Annotated in this window: 18 protein-coding genes and 1 tRNA gene; 6 read left to right on the top strand and 13 right to left on the bottom strand. The window is 47.5% G+C overall.

What is annotated here, in order from left to right; translation table 11 throughout:
- Positions 1 to 80 precede the first annotated feature (80 nt).
- The 5 genes from H065_RS0120345 to H065_RS0120325 all read right to left on the bottom strand — a co-directional run bounded on the left by H065_RS0120345 (position 81) and on the right by H065_RS0120325 (position 5,450).
- Positions 81 to 1,448 carry an ABC transporter substrate-binding protein gene (locus tag H065_RS0120345; protein ID WP_017814931.1) on the bottom strand — a complete coding sequence of 456 codons (1,368 nt, stop codon included), beginning with the start codon at positions 1,446 to 1,448 and terminating at the stop codon, positions 81 to 83.
- A 14-nt stretch (positions 1,449 to 1,462) separates the two neighbouring features.
- Positions 1,463 to 2,347: a carbohydrate ABC transporter permease gene (locus H065_RS0120340; protein ID WP_017814930.1), complete on the bottom strand. Its 885-nt coding sequence runs from the start codon at positions 2,345 to 2,347 to the stop codon at positions 1,463 to 1,465.
- Positions 2,344 to 3,237 (bottom strand): carbohydrate ABC transporter permease, encoded by an 894-nt coding sequence (locus H065_RS0120335; RefSeq protein ID WP_017814929.1) that lies wholly within the window; start codon positions 3,235 to 3,237, stop codon positions 2,344 to 2,346. Before H065_RS0120335 ends, H065_RS0120340 begins: the two co-directional genes overlap by 4 nt.
- Positions 3,238 to 3,999: 762 nt before the next feature.
- Entirely contained in the window at positions 4,000 to 4,809 is an 810-nt protein-coding gene (locus H065_RS27180; protein WP_017814928.1) for a peptide-methionine (S)-S-oxide reductase MsrA, read from the bottom strand.
- A 149-nt stretch (positions 4,810 to 4,958) separates the two neighbouring features.
- A complete protein-coding gene (locus H065_RS0120325) occupies positions 4,959 to 5,450 on the bottom strand; it encodes a PTS sugar transporter subunit IIA (protein ID WP_017814927.1) in 492 nt (163 codons plus the stop codon).
- 461 nt (positions 5,451 to 5,911) lie between these two features.
- Here H065_RS0120325 and H065_RS0120320 point away from each other — a divergent pair, with 461 nt between their 5' ends.
- Positions 5,912 to 6,547: a chromate transporter gene (locus H065_RS0120320; protein WP_017814926.1), complete on the top strand. Its 636-nt coding sequence runs from the start codon at positions 5,912 to 5,914 to the stop codon at positions 6,545 to 6,547.
- 12 nt (positions 6,548 to 6,559) lie between these two features.
- A complete protein-coding gene (locus tag H065_RS0120315; protein WP_017814925.1) occupies positions 6,560 to 7,096 on the top strand; it encodes a chromate transporter in 537 nt (178 codons plus the stop codon).
- A 43-nt stretch (positions 7,097 to 7,139) separates the two neighbouring features.
- On the opposite strand, the gene H065_RS0120310 is transcribed toward H065_RS0120315, so the two are convergent.
- A complete protein-coding gene (locus H065_RS0120310; RefSeq protein ID WP_017814924.1) occupies positions 7,140 to 8,261 on the bottom strand; it encodes a threonine aldolase family protein in 1,122 nt (373 codons plus the stop codon).
- A gap of 28 nt (positions 8,262 to 8,289) precedes the next feature.
- Positions 8,290 to 10,200 (bottom strand): sensor histidine kinase, encoded by a 1,911-nt coding sequence (locus H065_RS0120305; protein WP_017814923.1) that lies wholly within the window; start codon positions 10,198 to 10,200, stop codon positions 8,290 to 8,292.
- A 423-nt stretch (positions 10,201 to 10,623) separates the two neighbouring features.
- Between H065_RS0120305 and udk the strand changes: the two genes are divergently transcribed.
- Both udk and H065_RS0120295 read left to right on the top strand, forming a co-directional pair.
- On the top strand, positions 10,624 to 11,262 hold the full coding sequence (udk, locus tag H065_RS0120300) for a uridine kinase (RefSeq protein WP_017814922.1): 639 nt from the start codon (positions 10,624 to 10,626) through the stop codon (positions 11,260 to 11,262).
- 80 nt (positions 11,263 to 11,342) lie between these two features.
- A complete protein-coding gene (locus tag H065_RS0120295) occupies positions 11,343 to 11,906 on the top strand; it encodes a 5' nucleotidase, NT5C type (RefSeq protein WP_017814921.1) in 564 nt (187 codons plus the stop codon).
- A gap of 358 nt (positions 11,907 to 12,264) precedes the next feature.
- Here the strand turns inward: H065_RS0120295 and H065_RS0120290 are convergent, their stop codons facing one another.
- Positions 12,265 to 13,080, bottom strand: a complete 816-nt coding sequence (locus H065_RS0120290) for an FRG domain-containing protein (RefSeq protein WP_407944438.1) — start codon at positions 13,078 to 13,080, stop codon at positions 12,265 to 12,267.
- A 342-nt stretch (positions 13,081 to 13,422) separates the two neighbouring features.
- Here H065_RS0120290 and H065_RS0120285 point away from each other — a divergent pair, with 342 nt between their 5' ends.
- Positions 13,423 to 13,782 carry a DUF1304 domain-containing protein gene (locus H065_RS0120285; RefSeq protein WP_017814919.1) on the top strand — a complete coding sequence of 120 codons (360 nt, stop codon included), beginning with the start codon at positions 13,423 to 13,425 and terminating at the stop codon, positions 13,780 to 13,782.
- Positions 13,783 to 14,024: 242 nt separating this feature from the next.
- Here H065_RS0120285 and H065_RS0120280 read toward each other — a convergent pair whose 3' ends face one another.
- Entirely contained in the window at positions 14,025 to 15,596 is a 1,572-nt protein-coding gene (locus tag H065_RS0120280) for a right-handed parallel beta-helix repeat-containing protein (RefSeq protein ID WP_017814918.1), read from the bottom strand.
- A gap of 167 nt (positions 15,597 to 15,763) precedes the next feature.
- Between H065_RS0120280 and H065_RS0120275 the strand changes: the two genes are divergently transcribed.
- Positions 15,764 to 15,955 (top strand): hypothetical protein, encoded by a 192-nt coding sequence (locus tag H065_RS0120275; RefSeq protein ID WP_017814917.1) that lies wholly within the window; start codon positions 15,764 to 15,766, stop codon positions 15,953 to 15,955.
- A 25-nt stretch (positions 15,956 to 15,980) separates the two neighbouring features.
- On the opposite strand, the gene H065_RS0120270 is transcribed toward H065_RS0120275, so the two are convergent.
- The 4 genes from H065_RS0120270 to H065_RS0120255 form a co-directional block, all read right to left on the bottom strand.
- Positions 15,981 to 16,235, bottom strand: a complete 255-nt coding sequence (locus H065_RS0120270) for a hypothetical protein (protein ID WP_152425948.1) — start codon at positions 16,233 to 16,235, stop codon at positions 15,981 to 15,983.
- 287 nt (positions 16,236 to 16,522) lie between these two features.
- A complete protein-coding gene (locus H065_RS0120265; protein WP_017814915.1) occupies positions 16,523 to 17,914 on the bottom strand; it encodes an MATE family efflux transporter in 1,392 nt (463 codons plus the stop codon).
- 175 nt (positions 17,915 to 18,089) lie between these two features.
- Positions 18,090 to 18,173: transfer RNA gene (locus tag H065_RS0120260), tRNA-Leu, on the bottom strand.
- A 123-nt stretch (positions 18,174 to 18,296) separates the two neighbouring features.
- Entirely contained in the window at positions 18,297 to 20,261 is a 1,965-nt protein-coding gene (locus H065_RS0120255) for a DUF2961 domain-containing protein (protein ID WP_017814914.1), read from the bottom strand.
- Positions 20,262 to 20,442 lie beyond the last annotated feature (181 nt).

Below are 20,442 nucleotides of genomic sequence, written 5' to 3'. Positions count from 1 at the left end.
AAGCTGACATCCGTTTTTGTGCTCATTATACAGGAAGGAATACAGTACCCACTACAATTGCAGGTATTTATGACAGAATTTTATTTTTTGGAACGGGCGAGAATCTCTTCCATTTTTTGCTGAACCTTCGGCATCACATCCTCTACCTGTGCTGTGCCATTTTGCAGCGGCTGCATTTCGTTGATCATCATATCGTTGATCTGGGAGTAATTTACAATCAGATGATTGAAAGATTCATAGCCATATTGATAAGCGCCTTCATATACATTGCGCAGATCCTTGGGATCAATACTCTGGAAATGAGAGTAATACTCTTCGGCTGCATCCTGGTTCACTGGAGGTGTACCACCGCTCAGTTCAATCGACTGTTTCTGGATATCGGTCTGCAGCAAATATTCAATCCACGCCAGTGCTTCTTTGGGATGCTTGGAATCCTTGAGAATAAAAAGCGGATCGACAAACAATGTACTGCGCACCTTGTCATTGCCGCCTGCAGGCACAGCAGCCACACCTACATTAAATCCAAAATCATTGGCACCCGACAGGTTCCAGGAACCGCCGACCGACATAGCCACCTTACCGGTGACAAACGGATCGCCGCCCTGTCCGGCTACGCTGGCAGACCATTCGGGAGGTGGAGAGACTTTGTCATCGAATACCAGCCCGAAAATTTTCTTGTACGCTGCAATAGATTCCGGGGAGTCAAAATAGGATTCGGACGGTACGCCACCATTGGTCCACGTATCATCGGAATACATCTTGGCTCCAAAATAGAATGGACGGTTATCCAGCTCGCCCCATCCGAACTGCAGGCCATATTGCTGCTTGTTCGGATCGTCCGAAATCACAGTCAGCTTTTTGGCGTCTTCGACCATTTTGTCAAACGTCCAGCTCTTGTCGTTATAATCCGACGGTGGATAGGCTACCCCTGCTGCATCGAACAGATCCTTGTTGTAGAGCAGCAGCGTCACATAAGAGCTGAAAGGAATGCCGTACGTATGACCATCCACCTGGTAAATGTCCATCAGGTTCTTTGGAATCTTGTACTTGTCTGCCTGAAAGCCGGATTCCTTGAGCAGGTCGGTCATATCCAGCAGCATGCCTTTGTTGTAATACTCTGCAAACCCTCCATAGCCAAAATGAGAGGTGATATCCGGAGCATTGCCGCCCGCGATCATCGTCTGCAGCTTGCTGTCAAACTGCTCGTAGGGAGCGGTTGCGACTTTGACCTTGATATTGGGATGCTGCTTCTCAAAGTCCGGAATTAGTTGTTCGACAAAGGTACGGTCCGGCGAATCAATCGTATAATAGGTGATCGTCACTGCATCGCCATCGGCTCCTGCACTGCTGCCACCGCCCCCGCAGCCGCTCAGCATGACTGTAGTAGCGAGTAGGGTACTGAGGACTGTCAGCGTTTTTTGATACCATTTCCTTTTGATATTAACCATGAACCATTCCCCCTTTATTTGATACCTGTCAGCACAATGCCTTCGACAAAGCGCTTCTGGGCCAGGATAAACAGTACAACTATCGGGAGCAACGCCAGCACAGAGGCTACCATTAGTAGGTGCCACGGAGCGACCCGGAATTTGGATGAGGTTAGGGAAGCCATGCCGACCGGCAGTGTGAATTTATCTGCAGAGTTCAGATAGAGCACAGGTGTCAGCAGATCGTTCCAGCTATAAATGAAGGAAAAGATCGCGATTGTCGCCATTGCGGCTCCGGAGAGCGGCAGCGCAATTTTCCAGTACATGCCGATCTCGGTACATCCGTCCATCCGTCCGGCATCGAACAGTTCCTCTGGTAAATTCGCAAAAAATTGGCGCAGTAAGAAGATGTTATACGCAGATCCGAAAAAGGCAGGCACGATCAGAGGCAAAAAGGTATCCACCCAGCCCAGCTTGCTGAACAATACAAACTGCGGAATCATAATCGCCGGATACGGCAGCATCATCGTACTGAGCAGCAGCATAAACATCAGATTGCGACCCTTGCCACGAAAACGGGCAAATCCATAAGCAACGAGGGAGGAAGATAACAGCGTAGCCAGAACTGTAATGACAGCAATCATCAGACTATTCTGATACATCGTACCGAACTGCAACCGGGAGAAAATTTCCGTATAATTACTGAACTGCAGACTGTCCGGGAAAAGGGTCGGCGGATACTGCATCGTCTCCCGCTGGGACTTGAACGAAGTCGTTACCATAAAAGCCAGCGGCATCAGCATGATCAGCGTAATGATCACCAACAGGATAAAGCTGACTATTCTCGTCAGATCTACTCTGCGCCGTGAACGAGCTGCTGTCCATACGCCCGATTCCTGCATTCGGTTGGACGTAATCATCGGCTTTTCCCTCCTTCATAATATACATACCGATTCGACAGCTTCATGATGATATAGGTAACGATGAGAACGACAATGAGCAGCACCCAGGCCATCGCTGAGGAATAGCCTGCACGGTACTCCTTGAAAGCACTCGTATACAGACCGTATACATAGAACCAGGTCGAATAGTTGGGTCCTCCATGTGTCATAACAAAAGCCTGTGTAAACACTTGGAACGACTCAATAACACCAAGAATCAGTTGAAATAACAGAACCGGTGAGATCATCGGCAGCGTCACATGCCAGAAAATCGATAATCGTCCCGCTCCATCCAGCCTTGCTGCTTCCAGCAGACTCGTCGGCACCCCCTGCAGACCAGCGAGAAAAATAATCATCGCACCGCCCACGCCCCAGAATGACATAATAATAAGGGAATAGAGCGCTGTGTTTGGGTCCATCAGCCAGGCAGGTCCTTTGACACCGAACCAGGACAGCATGTAGTTGAACAATCCAATCTGTGGATTGAACGCCCAGTACCAGAGTAAGGACATGGCTACCCCCGATACCATACTCGGAAAGTACATCGCTGTACGGAAAAAGCCTTTGAACGGCAGCTTCTGATTCAGCAGCAGCGCGAAGCCCATCGCCAGCAGCAGCTGAAGTGGCACACTGATAAAGGTATACTTGAGCGTGACCATTACCGAATTCCAGTACAGATCATCGGCGAACATCTCCTTGTAATTGCCCAGCCCGATCCACTGAGGAGAATGAATAATGTCATAATCAGTGAAGCTGTAATAGAGCGAGGCCAGAATCGGAAACAGGGCAAAAACCACAAAGCCAATCACCCACGGAGATATAAAAGCGTACATCAACAACGTCTCACGTCTCATCTCACGAGTCAGCATTTTATCACTTCCCTACTGCTAAATTTGAATAAAGTTATAACGCTTTAACTTTAGAGTTGGATGTATAGGGTCTGCTATTTCCAAAAAGGATAAATCCATCCTTTGCGTGTGTAACAGTAAGCCTCCTTTGATAAGATCAATTTAATACTTTACAGTAAGCAAATAAAAGACAATTAACGGACAGCAGGAGAAAACACTTGTGATTACTTTTTTACGTTCTTTCTGTATGGGTGATAATCATACTTCTGCAAGCTATTACCTTTTCAAAAGTTAAAGCGTTATAACTTTTAATTGGATTTATCATAGATGATCTTTTTGCCAATTACAATACTATTTTTCATTTTTTCGCATTTTTATGTCAGTATATTTGACTGATATACCATTATTAATTCAAAAATAGTTCTTTTATGTTATATTATTTATCATAAATAGTTATATAAATTATTTTCATCCTATTATATTGATTATCCTGTTCAGGATAAATACTATGCTGTATATCCAAAAGGCAAAGCCATGCTTCCAGTTACAACCTACGGCTAATCGCCTGATTGGCTTGGCTTTGAACTTCAAATAACAAGAGTACTAACTTCACCCTCATAATGAATACGCTTACATTAGAAAAGGCCAAATTCCTTTTCGAATTTAGCCGCTGTTATTTTCACCTTGTCTGAATCGTGATTTCAAACCACCTGGAACTTTTTATACTAAATGCTACTGCTACTGCTACTGCTACTGCTACTGCTGATTAATGATAATGAATATTTATCGTTCATTCTGCTGATCTGTCAGCCATTGATCGATTCGTTGCTGCATGGTCTTGGATATGGGCCAGTCAGGAATCTCCTGCCGAATTTGTGCCAGTGTGATATGACCTCGGCTAAAACCATTCAGCCGGGCGGCAAGGGTAGAATGAAATAAATCGTTCTGATCCGGATACAACTCATACAGTCGCTCCATCAGCTGATGCTGACGCTGCAAATAATACTTCTGATGCCTTGCTTCAGCCAGATACCATGCCTGATAAGGCTGGATTTCCGTCAGTCTTCTTCTCTCCAGGACAGCAGGATCGATCGTTTCAGCATTTCCGGCTTCTGCGGAATCAGCAGTATAAGACCTGTCCTTTTGCAAAGAAAATTCATCAGTCTTAGCTGTCGTCCGCTTCATCTGTTGCATCTGTTGCATCTGTTGCATCTGTTGCATCTGTTGCATCTGCTTCATTTTACGATGCTGCTGTTCATTCCGGTAAAATAGCAGCGACTGGTACTGTCGTCCTTTGTATCCGTTGATTACAGAGGGATTATGATGATTCCAGAACAGCTCCAATAACTGCTCCAGTGTAATAATGGATGGATCGAATTCGATCTCTACTGTCTCGGAATGGTCTCCCAGCTGACGGTATACAGGCGCTGGAGTTGTACCGCCAGCGTAACCAGTTCGGGTATGCAGCACACCAGGCAGATGACCAAACAACGCTTCGGGTCCCCAAAAGCAGCCCATTCCCAGCGTGAGTATCTCTGTATCGACTGCTTGGCTGCCTTGCCTTTTTTCAGTACCATCGTTATGGACAGGCATAGCTATCCCTCCTTCCTATCGATATCAACCAGTCTGCGGATCGTTCTACCTAATTGGTTATACAAAAAGAGCAAGTGTGCCTTTATCAGGAAGCAGCACTTGCTCTTTGCTTGCGTTGATTTGTAGTGGTGCTCAGTCGTTATACAGGATCAGGAGACGGTGATAGTCAGTACCTTGTCCTGCGGAGCTGTCACACTGCCAGTGTATTCTTCCACACCCTGAAGTGCATCCTGACCGTCAGGAATAATAACCGGTGTGATGACCGGATAGCCTGCCGCCTGGATCTGGGCAATATCGAATTCCAGCAGCAGCTGGCCTTTTTTGACCTGATCGCCTGTAGCTACATGCGCCTGGAAGCCTTCACCCTTGAGGGAGACGGTATCAACACCAACATGAATCAGCATCTGCACACCAGAGCTGTGTTCCAGCATGAGGGCATGTTTGGTTTTGAACATTTGCGCTACATTTCCATCGAAAGGAGCATATACTTTGCCTTCGGATGGCTCAATAGCGATTCCCTGACCCATCATTTTCTGGGCAAAAGCCGGGTCCGGTACATTGGACAGATCGACTGCGTTCCCTGTAATAGGAGCAGGAATGTCTATGTTTTGTGTCTTGTTTTTTTTGAAAAATGACAGCATGGTGTACTACCTCCTTGTTTTGTGCCGGATCATGAGTGTCCTCTCACAACAGTACGAGTGTACCGATCCATGGCAGCCTGTGTCTCTATATATATGACAGGCGCTGGTATCAATAATCATATAAGGGGGACAATCGCTCTGTCAAACGAGCTATAGAATGGAATGTATTTTACTTTATGCTGCTTCAAATGAATAGCTGGATACAAGACATTCCAGCCTTTATCTTCTTTTCACCAAAATAGCATAAAGTCATCAGCTATTTGTATGATTTAGGGTCTATTTGTATAAATGAATGCTAATTTTTCTGTTCTCTTTGCTATTTCTGTATGATTTACGTCATATGAATGAATAAATTAGATATCCCTCTCCTTTTCACCATCTATATTTATCGTATCATCCAAAGTTAATTTCATTTTGGTTAAAAGATGATATACTGGAAAGAGTGAACAAAGGAGACGGTTATGAAAACATCCTATAGATATCAACTTAAGACATTGCTGGAGTTATTTCTGGTCTTTTTTAAAATAGGCCCTGCCACTTTTGGCGGTGGCTATGCCATGATTCCGATGATTGAACGCGAGATCGTCCACAAGCGCAGCTGGATCAGTGAACAGGAGCTGGATGAGCTGCTGTCACTTGCAGGCTCGGCACCAGGTGGTGTGGGCGTAAATGCTTCTACCTTTATCGGTTATCGGATGGGGCGTATTCCCGGCGCTGTTGCAGCGCTGCTCGGCATTACTTTCCCTACCTTTTTTATTGTTTTCGCGATTAGTATGTTCTATTCCCGATTCGGTGATCTGCATAAGGTACAAGCGGCTTTTCAGGGAATTAAAGGCGCCGTGATCGGCCTGATCGCAGTCGCTGCCTATCGAATGGGCAAAAATGCACTGTTCGACCGGACGACGATTGCAGTAGCCGCTGGAGCGCTAATCCTGCTGCTGGTGACCGGGCTGAATCCAGTCATTCTCATTCTGTGTGGTCTGCTGCTGGGCATTCTGATTATCCGTGTCAAAAAGCATCTGGGACTGAACACACGAACCGAAAAAGAAAGACCTGCCGACCAGGATCGACAGGCACAGATTGAATATTATATTTAAGGAGGTGCTCCGGTGATTCTGTGGCAGCTGTTTATCTCTTTTCTCAAAATAGGCTTTGTTTCTTTTGGCGGTGGTTATGCGGTCATCCCGATGATCCAGCATGAATCCCAGCGTTATGGCTGGCTGACACCGGAGCATTTCCAGCAGACGGTATCGCTGGCAGGCATGTCTCCCGGTCCGATTGCGACCAATAGTGCAACATTGATCGGTTATCAGGCAGCCGGGATCGGCGGTGCATTTGCCGCTACTGCTGGTATTGTGCTGCCTTCGCTGGCGCTGGTGGTACTCATCGCCAGCTTTTTCTACAAAATCAACAGCAGTCCAGCGGTCAAATCATCCTTTTATGGACTGCGGCCGATTATTACCGGCCTCATTATCTACGCAGCACTTCATTTCGGATTCGCCAGCGGCTGGTCGTCCTTGCTGCAGCCGTCGAACTGGCTGGTTCTATTGATCGGGGCAGTTGCCTTTATAGCGATTGTAAAATACAAAACCCATCCACTGCTCGTTATTGCCGGTTCTGCCGTACTGGGTATGGCCTTCTTCTGATGCTTGGTATTAACAGTTTCACAGTACTGGACAATCATCCTGCCTAGCCGGCTGCGCTGCACCGTTCAGCCAGCATGGTGAATGCCTTCTGCAGTTTCTCCTTCGGTACATGGAGATAATTGTCTCCGATACTCACCTCGTAATAGCTTCCACCCTGTTCGTTATTCCGAAGCGCAAGCGCAAAGCCTACTCCTGTCGCCTCGGTTACTTCGGCCAATAGGTGTTCCGCCTGCTCACGTGACAGATCAAAATGCACATGAAACATATTCGATACCGGTACCGACGGATAAACGGTAATTCCGCGGCATGCCCGGAAATATCCTGCCAGCTCTACGGCTCCTTCGTAATACTCCTTCATTCGGCCTTTGCGCTGCTCATAATAGTAATCCGAGCTAATGATATACGGATACAGGCTGATCAAATCGCCACCATGGCGTCTTTTCCATACTTTGGATTCTGCTGCAAAGCCCTCCGGTCCTGCCAGAATCGCTCCGGCAACCCCGCCAATCCCTTTATAAAAGGAAATATACACACTATCAAATAATGCACATACTTCCGCAGCCGTTTTCTCATAGTACGGGAGAATCTCGAATAATCGCGCTCCATCCAGATGCAGCCGGATTCGCTGCTTACGGCAATACGCCGAAATCTGCTCCAACTCTTCAAAAGCAGGCAGCTGACCTCCAATCTCGCGCTGTGGCAGTTCCAACAGCAGACAGGCAGTAGTCGGGTCCATCTTTTGGACATCTTCCAGAGTGATCACACGATCCCGCTCAGCGATCAGCTGCGGCTCCAGATGATGCAGCTCCCGTAATCCATCCTGCTCGTGAATCTCCAGATGACAGAGCGGATGATAGGCTACTTTCCTGCTGCCTTGGTGATCACACCAGATTCGCAGAGCAATCTGCTGTGCCATCGTGCCGCTCGGGAAAAACACTGCCGCCGGCATACCCAGTTCCTGCGCCATCTTGTGTTCAAAGTCATTGATAACAGGTCCATTACCGTACATATCGCTGGCTGTCTGTGCATCGATCTCAGCCATTGCCTGCTGAAGCACTCCGATCTCGCGTTTACCATGTCCGGATAGTGAATACCGGGCCGCACGGAACTGTTCCGAAAGCCCACTTGTTGCAGCCGGAGTGCCTGCATAGGAATCTTTTTTCATGTATTTATTCTCCTTTGGATCATGTGGATTATCCCAGATTCTCTGCCCATAGCAGATCATTATGACGATCTCCATACCGGTTCATTGGAATAATAAAATAGAACAGCGAACCGGTACCTTCCGCAGAACGGACGCCGATTTCTCCATCCATCAGTTCAATCAGATTTTTGCAGATAGCGAGTCCCAGGCCGGTTCCTTCATAGGTACGATTAATCTTGGAATCAATCTGGTAAAAAGGCTGGAACAGCTGCCGCTGGTCTTCCTCACTAATCCCGATCCCGGTATCCTGTACAGTAAAGTTAAACTGCCAGACCGGCTCTTCTGCAGAGACTGATGAATCAGGTGCTGCCTGAACGGCAATATGAATATCGCCCTGGAAAGTAAACTTCACCGCATTGCTGATCAGATTGATCAGTACCTGACGAATACGCTGCTCATCGCCGAGTACGATATCGGGGATCGCATCATCCGAAGAGAAATGCAGCTCCAGATTCTTCTGCCGAACCTGCGCCTTGAACAGACCCGATGTTTCTTCGAGCAGCTGCCGGATACTGAATGGTTCACGTACCAGACTCATTTTGCCGGCTTCCAGTTTGGAATAATCCAGCACTTCATTGATGACATGCAGCAACACGGTTCCACTATGATGAATATGACCGACAAATTCCTTTTGCTCTTCATTCAGATCCATCTCCAGCAGCACATCACTCATACCGAGTACTCCATTCAGCGGAGTGCGCAGCTCATGACTCATCATCGCCAGAAAGTCGCCTTTGACACGAAGTGCTTCTTCCAGCTCCTGCTTGGTCTGCAGCAGATCGCGCTCTGCCCGCTTGCGGCTGGTAATATCCTTGGAAATGGTATAAATATCTTTGACCCCGTCACTCTCCACCCAGGGAACCATGGTAGAACTCATCCACATCTCCCGGCCATCCCGATGACGAAGCATAAATTCGACAGTATGGGAGATCCCGTCTATTGCATCGCGGAAGCAATCCCGGATGATATCCGCATAGGGTTCCATAATCATCTCGACAAAGGAAAGCCTTTTCAATTCATCCATCGAATAACCCATAATCTTCTCTGCTGCCGGATTGGCACGCAGCAGCTGCCCACTGCGATTGAACAACAGCACCACATCCGGATTATGCTCAAAAATCGAATCATACCGGCGCTGATTGATCTGTGCCTGCCGAAGTGCAAAACGTTTGTCGAGAATCTGGCTGATCATCAGCAATAGCAAAATAAGCAGCATCGCGCCGCCAATCATGATCGCAAGCGTATACTTATTTGTCTCATAGGCCGGGCTTTCTATCGGCAGATTGTGCATATTATGAATATGCAGAGCGTTCATCCCGGTATAGTGCATGCCGGCAATCGCACTGCCCAGCAGCAGGGACATGAGCAGCTTGGCTTTGCGGCTGATCGCCTGTTCCAGATGACGGTGTCGCGCCGAGATTTTGAGCGCAGCAAACGAGGCACTCCAGGCGATCAATACCGACAGACAGACCATCCACCAATCATAGTGCTGCTCAAATGGCATATCCATCGCTGCCATCCCGGTAAAATGCATGGCCACAATCGCGAATCCCATCCATAACGAACCCATAAGCAGACTACTTGTTTTCATAAAGTCCACACTGATCATCCAAAATGCAGCCAGTACGGCAATGATGGGCAGCAGCATAGAGACGGTCAGCCAGAGTGGATTATAATGAACATCCGTCGGCAGATTATAGGAGAGAATACCGATAAAATGCATCGACCAAATGCCCAGTCCCATAATGACCGAGCCGAACAGAATCCAGATCAGACGCGAGCGTCCATGAAGCATCAGCACGCGTTCATATATATACAATGCGCAATAAGAAGCAAAAAAGGAAATAAACAACGAAAGTAGAACAAGCGGAATATTATAGGTTCCCTGCAGTTCTGTCATATGCATGTTCCTTCCTGGAGGTTGGTAGACAGCGTTCTACTATAATATCTTCTATTCAATCCGTTTCTTATAAGATTAATTTAACCTAAAATTCGAAATACTCAATACATTTTGGAATGAATTGTAAATGCATCCTGCCTAAATTTATATTTTTCGCATATTTCATGCGTCAACTCTATGAAATCAGGTGAAAATTTTTCAGAGCTATGCTATCCTAAAATATTAGAAGAGATCATTGATTTTGTTAAGCCTATATGAATGTTGTTGGTATGACACGGATACTTGTCGGGTGGTGAAAGATACACCCATTTTGCTGTGCAAACTTCATGTTCGTCCTGTACAAATATTTTGATTTCATAATGCGTTGGTTCTGACGCTGAATTATACTGTGTTTCTAACTTTAGGGAGGTTTATTCAAACGCCATGCTCATTATTGGTATTGCCGGTGGTACCGGCTCAGGCAAAACAACCGTCGCCCGCTCCGTCATCGAACGTATGGGAACGAGAAAAGCAGTTACTTTCATCTCTCAGGACAATTATTATAAAGATCACACGCATCTGAATCTGGAAGAACGGGCACTGATCAATTACGATCACCCTTTCGCTTTTGATAACGAACTGCTGATCCAGCACCTGGAAGAACTCAAGCAAGGCAAAACGGCATATGCGCCGGTCTATAATTTTACGATGCATGCCCGTTTTACCGACCAGACGCTGGAACTTCAGCCCAACAATATTGTAATTATCGAAGGACTTCATGTACTGTCCGACGAGAAACTGCGTGAACAATTGGATATCAAGGTATTCGTGGATACCGATCCGGATGTACGCATTTTGCGCCGCGTACTGCGCGATATCGAAGAGCGCGGACGCAGTATTCAATCGATCCACCAGCAGTACATGACGACTGTCAAACCGATGCACGAAGCTTTTATTGAACCTTCCAAAAAATACGCCGATCTGATCATTCCGGAGGGCGGACATAATGAAGTAGGTATTCAGCTGCTGTCGATTCTGACCGAGAAATACCTGAACGGCGACCGCAAATGGGGCACGCTGTAACACAAATGGACTGCATAACGTATAAAAGCTGCCCGGGCGATGTCCCGGCAGCTTTTTGCATAAGGAGAGGAAATTGATAAATGAACCGTAAAATTGTAGCTGTCGACATGGATGATACGATCTGCCATCTTCTTCCCAAAGCTATTCATTATCATAATGCACTCTATCCCGATCTGCCGCTGACGATGGAGCAGATTATTAACTTCGATCTGAGCCGGATCTGGCATCATGAATGTTCGGAAGAAGTCTTTTTCGGCAGACCCGGGCTGTATGAAGAGTTGGAGATTTTCGACGAACATACAGTGGAGGAGATGCGCCGGATTCATGAACAGCATGACCTGATCGTCGTTACTGCTGCCCGTCCTTCTTCGGTGCCGGAGAAATGGAGATGGCTGCAGCAGCATTTGCCATTTATTTCGTATGAGAATTTCTTTGTAGCCAAACGTAAATATCTGCTGGAGTTCGATGTACTGATCGACGATGGACCGCATAATCTACTGGCAGCTCGTGAAGCCGGCAAGCGTACGATCGGTATCCCGCGTCCATGGAATCTGCCGCTGCAGCAGGACTTTCTGATGAAGGATTCGTGGGAAGGCATGAGTGATCTGGTAAACAAGGTACTGGCGGAACAGCCGAAGAGATAAATTCAAAGCAAGATCGTTTTTATTGCTTCGCCGGCCACTCAGGATTATTGGTCATTATGCTCAATCCTGACGGCTCTCTCGTCGTGAGAAGGCATTCATGCTATGATTATCTCTTTTTAAATACTGGATTAACCTCATAGTAAGCGATCTTTTAATGGGTCAATTAAAAGCCGGATCATTGTGATCTGTTCAACGAACAGACAGCAGTGATCCGGCTTTATTGGTATATAGATGTTATAGAATAATCTGTATCTTATGCCTATTCATACATGTGACTATCGATGAGATGCATAAAGACAATGGAGATATTGGTAATACTCCCCACCACCGGCAGGCGAAAAAGGGATAGATCTACGCCCTACCGCATCAGACGTGTATTGGTACAGTGACGCTTCAGCCAGGCACTAATTCCTTGCAGCCCAGGATAAATGATCCGTTCATTCACATTGGCCTGATCCAGCTTGTCCCTTACCTCCAGCTTTAATTCCGCCGGGATAATAATCTTTTTGTACAGTCCCGGGTATTGCTTGAGCCAGTCGTCCAGTCCGCGATCCCGGTTACTCATGATCGTGAACATGGCGTACTGATTCACAATCCGTTCATCAATCGATGGGGGGTCCAGGCAGATGACAAAGTCATCATCGCCTTTTAATTGTTCAAAATCGTTCATATTCTTGAACAGCTCATCCAGCAGTTCGACAGTAAATACGAGCAGGTCGTCATCATTCAGCCGATGCTTGAGGCTTGGTGGCAAGTGTGCGTGGACCTGATCCGTATCCAGACACCAGACAGCTCCATCTTCATGGTAGCGGGTCAGGTCGGACGTGGCAAAATGCAGCGCCACGTAGGGCGAAAATGACCAATCCAGCATACGCGTCGGCAGTCCATGGTGCTGGGCGACTGCCAGCAGCTCCCAGTCATTGCGCTCGTCTTTGAGTGAAGCACGGGCGAACTTTTTAAAATTACGCAAAAGGTGAGATTCCATCCCTGTATTTTCAATCCTCATCAGACTGGTACTCAGATCAAAAGAAGCACTATCCATTCCCCGGTAGGCATATGGAGAATGAAAGCGGCCATGTTCAGGATGAGGAGGAAAGTTAAACAGTTCTTCATGGAGGTCCAACCAGCTTTCTGCTACGCTTACTCCATCCTCAATTGATTTCAAGCAAAACACCTGCCTATGTGATCTATATTTGACTCCTCTATTTTATTACACTATTTTGGACTTTTTTAATGAGCTTTGAAGGTATTTTTTTACATAATACGATGTATTCAAAATAGCCAACAGCCCTGCTGCCAAAGGAGAAAATGCAATTCCGCTATTCGCCTGCTGCAACCTGTATGCTACACTGATAGATGTAATTCAGCTAACAGGGAATATGCAATATGAATGAGAGCACTTAGAACAGCGTATGATAATTTTTAAATGAGGATGGCTATTTTGTGTATACATACTGAAAGTTCATCTTAGTCCATTCCTCTATGAATGATTGTATTTGAAAAGGAGTGAATAGCAATGCTTGGCAGTATTATGATTGCATTGGTCGCCCTGGAACACCTGTATATTCTGGTTATGGAAATGTTCCTCTGGACAACACCTCGTGTAATGAAGACGTTTGGCACAACATCCGAGCAGGCACAAAGAACCCGCCCGATGGCGGCGAATCAGGGGCTGTATAATGGCTTTCTGGCTGCAGGTCTGATCTGGTCGCTGCTGCACCCGGATGGCAGCATAGGCAGACAGATTGCTTTCTTTTTTCTCGGCTGTGTTCTGGTAGCTGCGCTGTACGGCGGATGGAGTGTCAAAAAGTCCATTTGGCTTATGCAGGGTCTGCCTGCCCTGATCGCTTTGCTGCTGCTCTGGCTGGGGTATTAATCAGCTCATGGAGCATTAGAATGCCTGTTGATTGCATTAAGCATACGATATGCCCAGATCGTCAGAGCGTTTGTTTAGGTTTGGTATATGTAGAGTAGATTACTGATTATGTATAGTGAGCAGCTCTATTGCATATTCCGCTCACAGTATAGGTACTATCAACAAAAAGCCTGCCGACTGCTCCACGTGCAAAAGTATTCAGCACAAGGAACAGACAGCAGGCTTTTTCGGTTGTACTTCATTTATTCATAGGCTCCCATATTTACAGCGGAACCGGAGGTTCTGGGTTGTCCATCCATGTCCTTGCTATTACGTAATCCAGGATCGGTATACCCAGTGTCTACTGCCGGAGAGGAAGATTGCAGATGGTAATCGTTAGTCCCGGCATCGACAAATTGCGGATTGGCAAAAAGCGAATGAGCATCATTGCCGCTGCCTTTACGATAGGCTTGCAGACCACTATATTCCTTGCCTTTCCAGATCCAACTGGAATCGGCACTGCCTCCCTGCGAGAAATATAAATTATGATCTACCTTATTACCGGAATTACGGGTGTATTGATTGTAGATAAGCACACCGCCATCTCCGGCAACCATTATATTATTGCGGATTACATTGCGACGGGTATCATACTGGATCAGCAGCTGTCCATTGCCTGCCCCGAGGGTATCATTATGGTACAGCGTATTATTCACGATCCGGGAATCTGTCGTAGAACCGCGCTGCTCATCATAACCGCCCATGGCGATTCCCGTCTGCCGATTATGATAAATGAGATTACTGCGTACGATCATACCGCTCGTGCTTCTCCCTTTATGCTCGGAAGCAATCTCGATGCCGATATCGTTATCGTAGCTATAATTACGCTCGATCACACTGTTTTTGCCTCCATCCACATAGATGCCGCCTGCCGAGTTGCTGTGGTTGGGCAGCTTTTTGCCATATGAAGGATTGTGATTGGAAGAAACCTGATAGATTCGGTTGCTGCGAACCAGACCATTACGCGCCTGGTCGTATTGTTCATCTGGCGATATACCTTCGAAGCCGATCAGATCAATACCAATATTATCATTATTGTAGATCCGGTTGTTCGTTACAGCGAATCCGTCCACATTGCCATTGATGACCAGTGACTCGCTGCTGCCCAAGACCAGATCATGCAGCTCGTTATGATCGATCGTCACCTGCTTGAGCGCAGCCGGTGCCTGATCGCCATACACGGCAATACCGTGCGCATCACGCCCCGTCAGATCCGGTCCGGATGGAGTCGCCGTATTGGCAATATGATGCACATGATTGCCGGTTAGCTGGATCTGCCGCCCGCTCCCATGTACATAGATACCAATCGGTACGGCATCACGGGATTTTGTTGTATAATTACGCACTTCCAGATCCTGAACGCGCACATAACTGGCATCAGTAATATCGATCAATCCCTGCAGACCACTCACTTTTACCCCGTTGCCATCCAGTATTGCCTGCTCTCCCGGATAACTGGCAAAGGTAATAAAACCTGCCGCTGCCGAGCCAGAACGGCGGATTGTCACTTGCTCATGATACACGCCAGCACGAATATAGATCGTACTGCCAGGTACCGCCTGATCGGCAGCATGCTGTATCGTTCGCCACGGAGAATTTTGACTACCAGACTGGCTATCCCGGCCGTCAGGCGAGACATAATATACTGCTTTCTGGCTGTCCGCTGCAGCTGCCTGTGCATCTTTTCGATGTTCTTGAGAGGAACAAGCTATACTTCCGGCACCCAGAAGGAGTACAACGAGCAGACCGGCTGTTTTTTTAAAATAATGATACAAGAAGCGGCACCCTCTCTTTTAACAAATATTTACTTTTCATTCGATTTGTATATACAATGAAATATATGCTGCAATAGCTCTGGAGGGGACAGTGATCATGTAACCATTCCGATTCCTAAGCGATCATAGCATTCCTTTATTGGAATTCACACTCGGGAGGAATCTTCATGAAACAAGCAATCCTGCAATTTGCCCGTAGAGAGCTCTGGTGGAACCTGCTGGCAATGTGTCTGTTATTTATTGCACTGCCGCTTGCTCTGCATCAATCACTGGGTATACAGCCGCTGATCGGTCTGCTCTTTTTTATCGTGTTATCGATTATTGGTATACGAGGCAAGTATCGACAGAATCAAGCTTGAATGAATAACGATCAGTTGTATTCTTTTACTTGGCTTTTAGTAGATAGGGATAGCGCGCCAATAGACCGTACAAAACCAGCGACGGAATGATCACCCATAATACCCCGAAAGAGCCAAACATCAGCATAACCCACACGACAGCGACAATCATAGTCAACATACCGGTGAGATGGCGCCTGGACCAGCGATACATTACATGACCCAATACTGCGACGAGCAGCGCTAGAACCAGAATAAGCCCTATCATATAAATGGTACCCATAAAAAAGACCTCCTCCATATTGGGATCTGTCCAGTATACCATTCCATTTTACAATTTGTGGAATACATAAATACAAGATTGTACATGCACTCGCACAGAACGTAAGAAAAGAAATAAGAGCAAAGGACGACATTTAAGCCTGGAGATCCCCATTACCTATACCAATTCAGGGATCTCCAGGCTTAACCGGAGGACGTGCTCTTATTCTTTTCTGGAGTGCATGATGTACAATGCGAAGGATACAACGCATTCCCGTTCTTCATTGCACAACGCTCCATACCGCTTTACATGTTCCACTCCATCCGCTAAATAATCCGGTGCTGCAGCCACTTTTTCCCATAAAATCGTTTCATGAAAATAACACCACGTACCGCCCATTCGCAGTCCATTGCGATCCATACCCCGAGGACACCCCAGCCGAGTGTAACACCCAGTACATACCCGAGCACCACCCGGAACAGCCACATCGACAGCATCGATACCATCGAGGTAAACTTGGCATCCCCGGCCGCCCGCAGCGCAGACGGTGTGATAAACCCAATCGCCCACAGCGGAATCTGAGCCAGCGTATTAATGAGCAGCACCCAGAAGATTTCATCCACAATCTCTGCCGGCGGATCGAATAGCGAGATCAGCGGATGGAACAATGGCAGAATAATCAGCCCCATCAATACAAACGACATGGACGCCAGCACCAGGAACGACTTGGTGAACTTGCGTGCTTCGTCGATATTGCCGCTACCGATACACATGCCGACCACGGTAATAATCGTCAGTGACAGTGCATTGGCTGGAATCTGCATCGCGCCTGCCAGTGCGGAACAGATCGCATTGACTGCAATCGCATACGTCCCCATGCCGACAATGAAGATCTGGGTCAGTATTTTTCCGCCGTTAAAAAACATCTGCTCGGTCGCAAACGGAAAGCCGATAAACAGGATCTTTTTGAACATCTCCCATTTGACCTCAAACAGCTCGCGTACACGTACCTTCAGGTTAACGTCCATTTTGAATAAATAATACAGCGCACATGCAGCGCCGCCATACCGGGCAATATTGACGGACAGCGTCATGCCGAGCACACCCATATCCAGTCCATTGATAAAGACAAAATTCAGCAATACATACAGCAGATTCATAATCAATGACAGCATCAGCGAAGCTCTCGTGCTGCCAACACCGCGCAGCGCACCGCAGACCGCTTCCACAATCGCAATCCCGACAAAGGAAATACAGCTCCCGATCAGGTATGTACGTGCATGATTCATAACTTCCGCCTCTGCCGAGCCGAACAGCAGACTGAGCAGCGGCCCGTGAAAGACAATACCGATCAATGCTATAGCCAGTGCCAGCGCAGACACGGACGAGACCGCTCCTGCAGTCGCCTGTGATACTTTCAGTTCATTGCCATTACCCTTGTACTGGGCGACAACAACGGTCCCGCCTGTAGCGACCGCGATAAATACGCTCAGCAGGAAAATATTCAGCGAATCCACCATATTAACCGCACTGACAGCCGCTACGCCTGCCGAACTGATCATGGCGGTATTGATCAGATTCAGTCCCATCACAAACGCCTGATCGATCAGGATCGGAATAAACAGCGCGATCATCTGGCGGTAATTCATTGTTGCTCCGGAAAAATACTTTTCCAGCAGATTATGAGCTCTGCTCCATCTTATGCTGGGGTCTCCCATGTGATTACCTTCTTTATAACTGGATTCATGGCCTGTCCGACGGTTTACATTCTCCACATTATACCGGAATCTCTACAAGATTCCAGTGAAACTCATAATAAAAACGCCCTCCAGGTTAAAATAACTGAAGGACGTAATTGACTGTATGAATATTCACGTTAGAAATAAATAAGAATGCGGTCGAGAGGACTCGAACCTCCACGGGGGTAAGCCCACACGGACCTGAACCGTGCGCGTCTGCCAATTCCGCCACGACCGCAAATGAGTTAGTGAGCTGCATTACGCAATCACAAGGAATAATATATCATGACATTTCGAAAAGTACAAGCTTTTCCACAAAATATTTTAACGCAGCTCTGTATCCCAATCTCTCTGATCTATTTCACGTATTGTACCCGTGCAGACTATACACTTTATATTCAAATTCGTTCCATGCCCGCGTCTCACCGGCCTGCACATATTCGAGCCGAATCGTCACATGATCTTTGCCTGATGTATATCCAGCTGGAATCTCATATTCATCATCCAGCCAGCGCTGATACGGATTACGATCAGCCACATACCAGCTGCGCTCCTGTACCAGCACATTATCCACATACACTCTCGCCTTTTGCCGGCCGGTCATCTGGTCGGATCTTCGCCGCAGACGCACTCCTCGGTTATCAGGATCGATCGATACGACAAATTCACTCCATCCCTCTGTCTCGTGTCCGGTGTCTGTAATCAGCACATGATCCTGATCCCCTTCATAACACGCACACAGGGTATAGTATCCCCGGCTGCCGAATGTACGATAATGATGGATACCTTCCGAAGCCTTGTTACCGATATCCAGTACATCGGTCAGCTCCATGCCCGGCTCATCCACGCCATAGTAGAACAGAATACCCGAGTGGCGCAGATATTGATTATTATACTCGCCGGACTCGATGCCGAAGACCAGTTCCTGCCGAAAAGGATACACATCTCCACTGCACAGCCGCACCATCGACCACGGACTATCTGGCAGGCCGTCATATGCGCTGGATGGATTCATCTCCGGCGGCGTAGGGAATCCCCAGCCGTAATTCACCCAGCTCTCGGAACCGTCGCTCTCCACCTGCGGGGTTAATTTGCCATCGATATGAACACGCACATCTCCTTCACAGCTGATCTGCCCCGTAGTCCGGCTGAAGGCTGTCACCTGTCCGGCTACCAGATGTCCGCGTCCGGTGATACGGCCGATAATGCTGTCTGTTCCTTGCGCAGCCTGTGATGGATAGTAGGCCGAAGAACGGAAGTAACCGGTCTGCTCTTGAGGATACAGATCATTATATTCCGTCGTATAACGGATCTCCCAATAGGCAAAGGTAACTTCCGCCGCTCCCCGATTGATCAGCTCAATGTGCGCACGCTCCCAATACGGCATCGGAAAGTATTGATACAGCATGCCCGCTTCCGTTTGTCCGTGAGACAACAGTCCAATACGGTTGTACCCCAGTTCATTACCAAAAAAAGCACCCAATGGACATTCCACATCCGGCCGCTCATGGTTATCCCATGTCGCTCGTATCCAGATCTGCTGCAGCTCCGGATGCGGAAAATCGTTCAGCGGCGCACCAGAGTCTGCAGCTGACAGAGAAGTATTCATTTCAGCGAGTATCGCGGTAATACTGCCTGCTCCCTGCTCATCCAGCAGAACCACATGCTCTCCACCGCGCAGCGTTAGCTGCTGGCTAACCGCTGATTGTACAGACACATCCGGCTTGGGATCTTCTCCTGTATGGTTCCAGGTGTTCAGCAGAGCATCCAGATGTTCATTGCCTGTAAATGTTGTTATTCCGCTCGCATCCTGGTAAGAGTGGTAAATGACATGCCCCCAGCCTCCATCGCCTTTGGCGGCTCCTTTGAGCCGGATATCCGATGTGATACGGCAGGAAAGCTCATACTCCATTGGTACAAAGCTCCGTACCACCCGGATCGGCCCTCTGCCGTTATCATCCGGACCCATATAAGCATCCGCCAGTGGTGCTACAAAGGGAGCCTTGCGACCAAACTCCGAATGCCGGATACGGAATCTCGGCTCGGCTTCTCCATCAAAATAAAACGAAAACGTCGGCTCTTCACTGTCAGGATACCGGTGCTGCACAAAGTTATAGATACAGCCCGGACCATCCACATCGAAGATCACCCATTCCGATCCTTCCTGGTACAACCACCAGTCCCAGTCGGCATTGCCTCCCTGCTTGTCTATACTGCCTTCATAGTGAACCTGTACTCCTTCACGCAGCAACGGCAGCTGTTCGAACTGCTGCATGGCTTTTAGACCTTTGGGTACGATTTGATCGGATTCCTGGCTTGATCTCATTATGCTGCTCCTGTTCTCTATGTGGATTGACGAACAATACTGAACGACAAGGCTCCTGGCTCATTTGTATAGATCTACTATGCTGTAATGAACATTCCTTCTGTATTCAGTATAGAATGCAGAGTCTTCTGCCGGGATTGAACAATTTTTAGATGAGTTGAACATTATTGCTGTTGAAATA

Origin of the sequence: Paenibacillus shenyangensis (assembly GCF_000346635.1) — a bacterium.
In the GTDB taxonomy this organism is placed as follows: Bacteria; Bacillota; Bacilli; order Paenibacillales; family Paenibacillaceae; genus Saccharibacillus; species Saccharibacillus dauci.
This window is presented reverse-complemented; position numbering and strand designations above follow the sequence as displayed.

What these genes read in the sequence shown, in the direction of transcription:
- H065_RS0120345 (WP_017814931.1), bottom strand. Translation starts at nt 1,448, where the DNA reads ATGGTTAATATCAAAAGGAAATGGTATCAAAAAACGCTGACAGTCCTC.
- H065_RS0120340 (WP_017814930.1), bottom strand. Translation starts at nt 2,347, where the DNA reads ATGATTACGTCCAACCGAATGCAGGAATCGGGCGTATGGACAGCAGCT.
- H065_RS0120335 (WP_017814929.1), bottom strand. Translation starts at nt 3,237, where the DNA reads ATGCTGACTCGTGAGATGAGACGTGAGACGTTGTTGATGTACGCTTTT.
- H065_RS27180 (WP_017814928.1), bottom strand. Translation starts at nt 4,809, where the DNA reads ATGCCTGTCCATAACGATGGTACTGAAAAAAGGCAAGGCAGCCAAGCA.
- H065_RS0120325 (WP_017814927.1), bottom strand. Translation starts at nt 5,450, where the DNA reads ATGCTGTCATTTTTCAAAAAAAACAAGACACAAAACATAGACATTCCT.
- H065_RS0120320 (WP_017814926.1), top strand. Translation starts at nt 5,912, where the DNA reads ATGAAAACATCCTATAGATATCAACTTAAGACATTGCTGGAGTTATTT.
- H065_RS0120310 (WP_017814924.1), bottom strand. Translation starts at nt 8,261, where the DNA reads ATGAAAAAAGATTCCTATGCAGGCACTCCGGCTGCAACAAGTGGGCTT.
- H065_RS0120305 (WP_017814923.1), bottom strand. Translation starts at nt 10,200, where the DNA reads ATGACAGAACTGCAGGGAACCTATAATATTCCGCTTGTTCTACTTTCG.
- udk (WP_017814922.1), top strand. Translation starts at nt 10,624, where the DNA reads ATGCTCATTATTGGTATTGCCGGTGGTACCGGCTCAGGCAAAACAACC.
- H065_RS0120295 (WP_017814921.1), top strand. Translation starts at nt 11,343, where the DNA reads ATGAACCGTAAAATTGTAGCTGTCGACATGGATGATACGATCTGCCAT.
- H065_RS0120285 (WP_017814919.1), top strand. Translation starts at nt 13,423, where the DNA reads ATGCTTGGCAGTATTATGATTGCATTGGTCGCCCTGGAACACCTGTAT.
- H065_RS0120275 (WP_017814917.1), top strand. Translation starts at nt 15,764, where the DNA reads ATGAAACAAGCAATCCTGCAATTTGCCCGTAGAGAGCTCTGGTGGAAC.
- H065_RS0120270 (WP_152425948.1), bottom strand. Translation starts at nt 16,235, where the DNA reads ATGGAGGAGGTCTTTTTTATGGGTACCATTTATATGATAGGGCTTATT.
- H065_RS0120265 (WP_017814915.1), bottom strand. Translation starts at nt 17,914, where the DNA reads ATGGGAGACCCCAGCATAAGATGGAGCAGAGCTCATAATCTGCTGGAA.
- H065_RS0120255 (WP_017814914.1), bottom strand. Translation starts at nt 20,261, where the DNA reads ATGAGATCAAGCCAGGAATCCGATCAAATCGTACCCAAAGGTCTAAAA.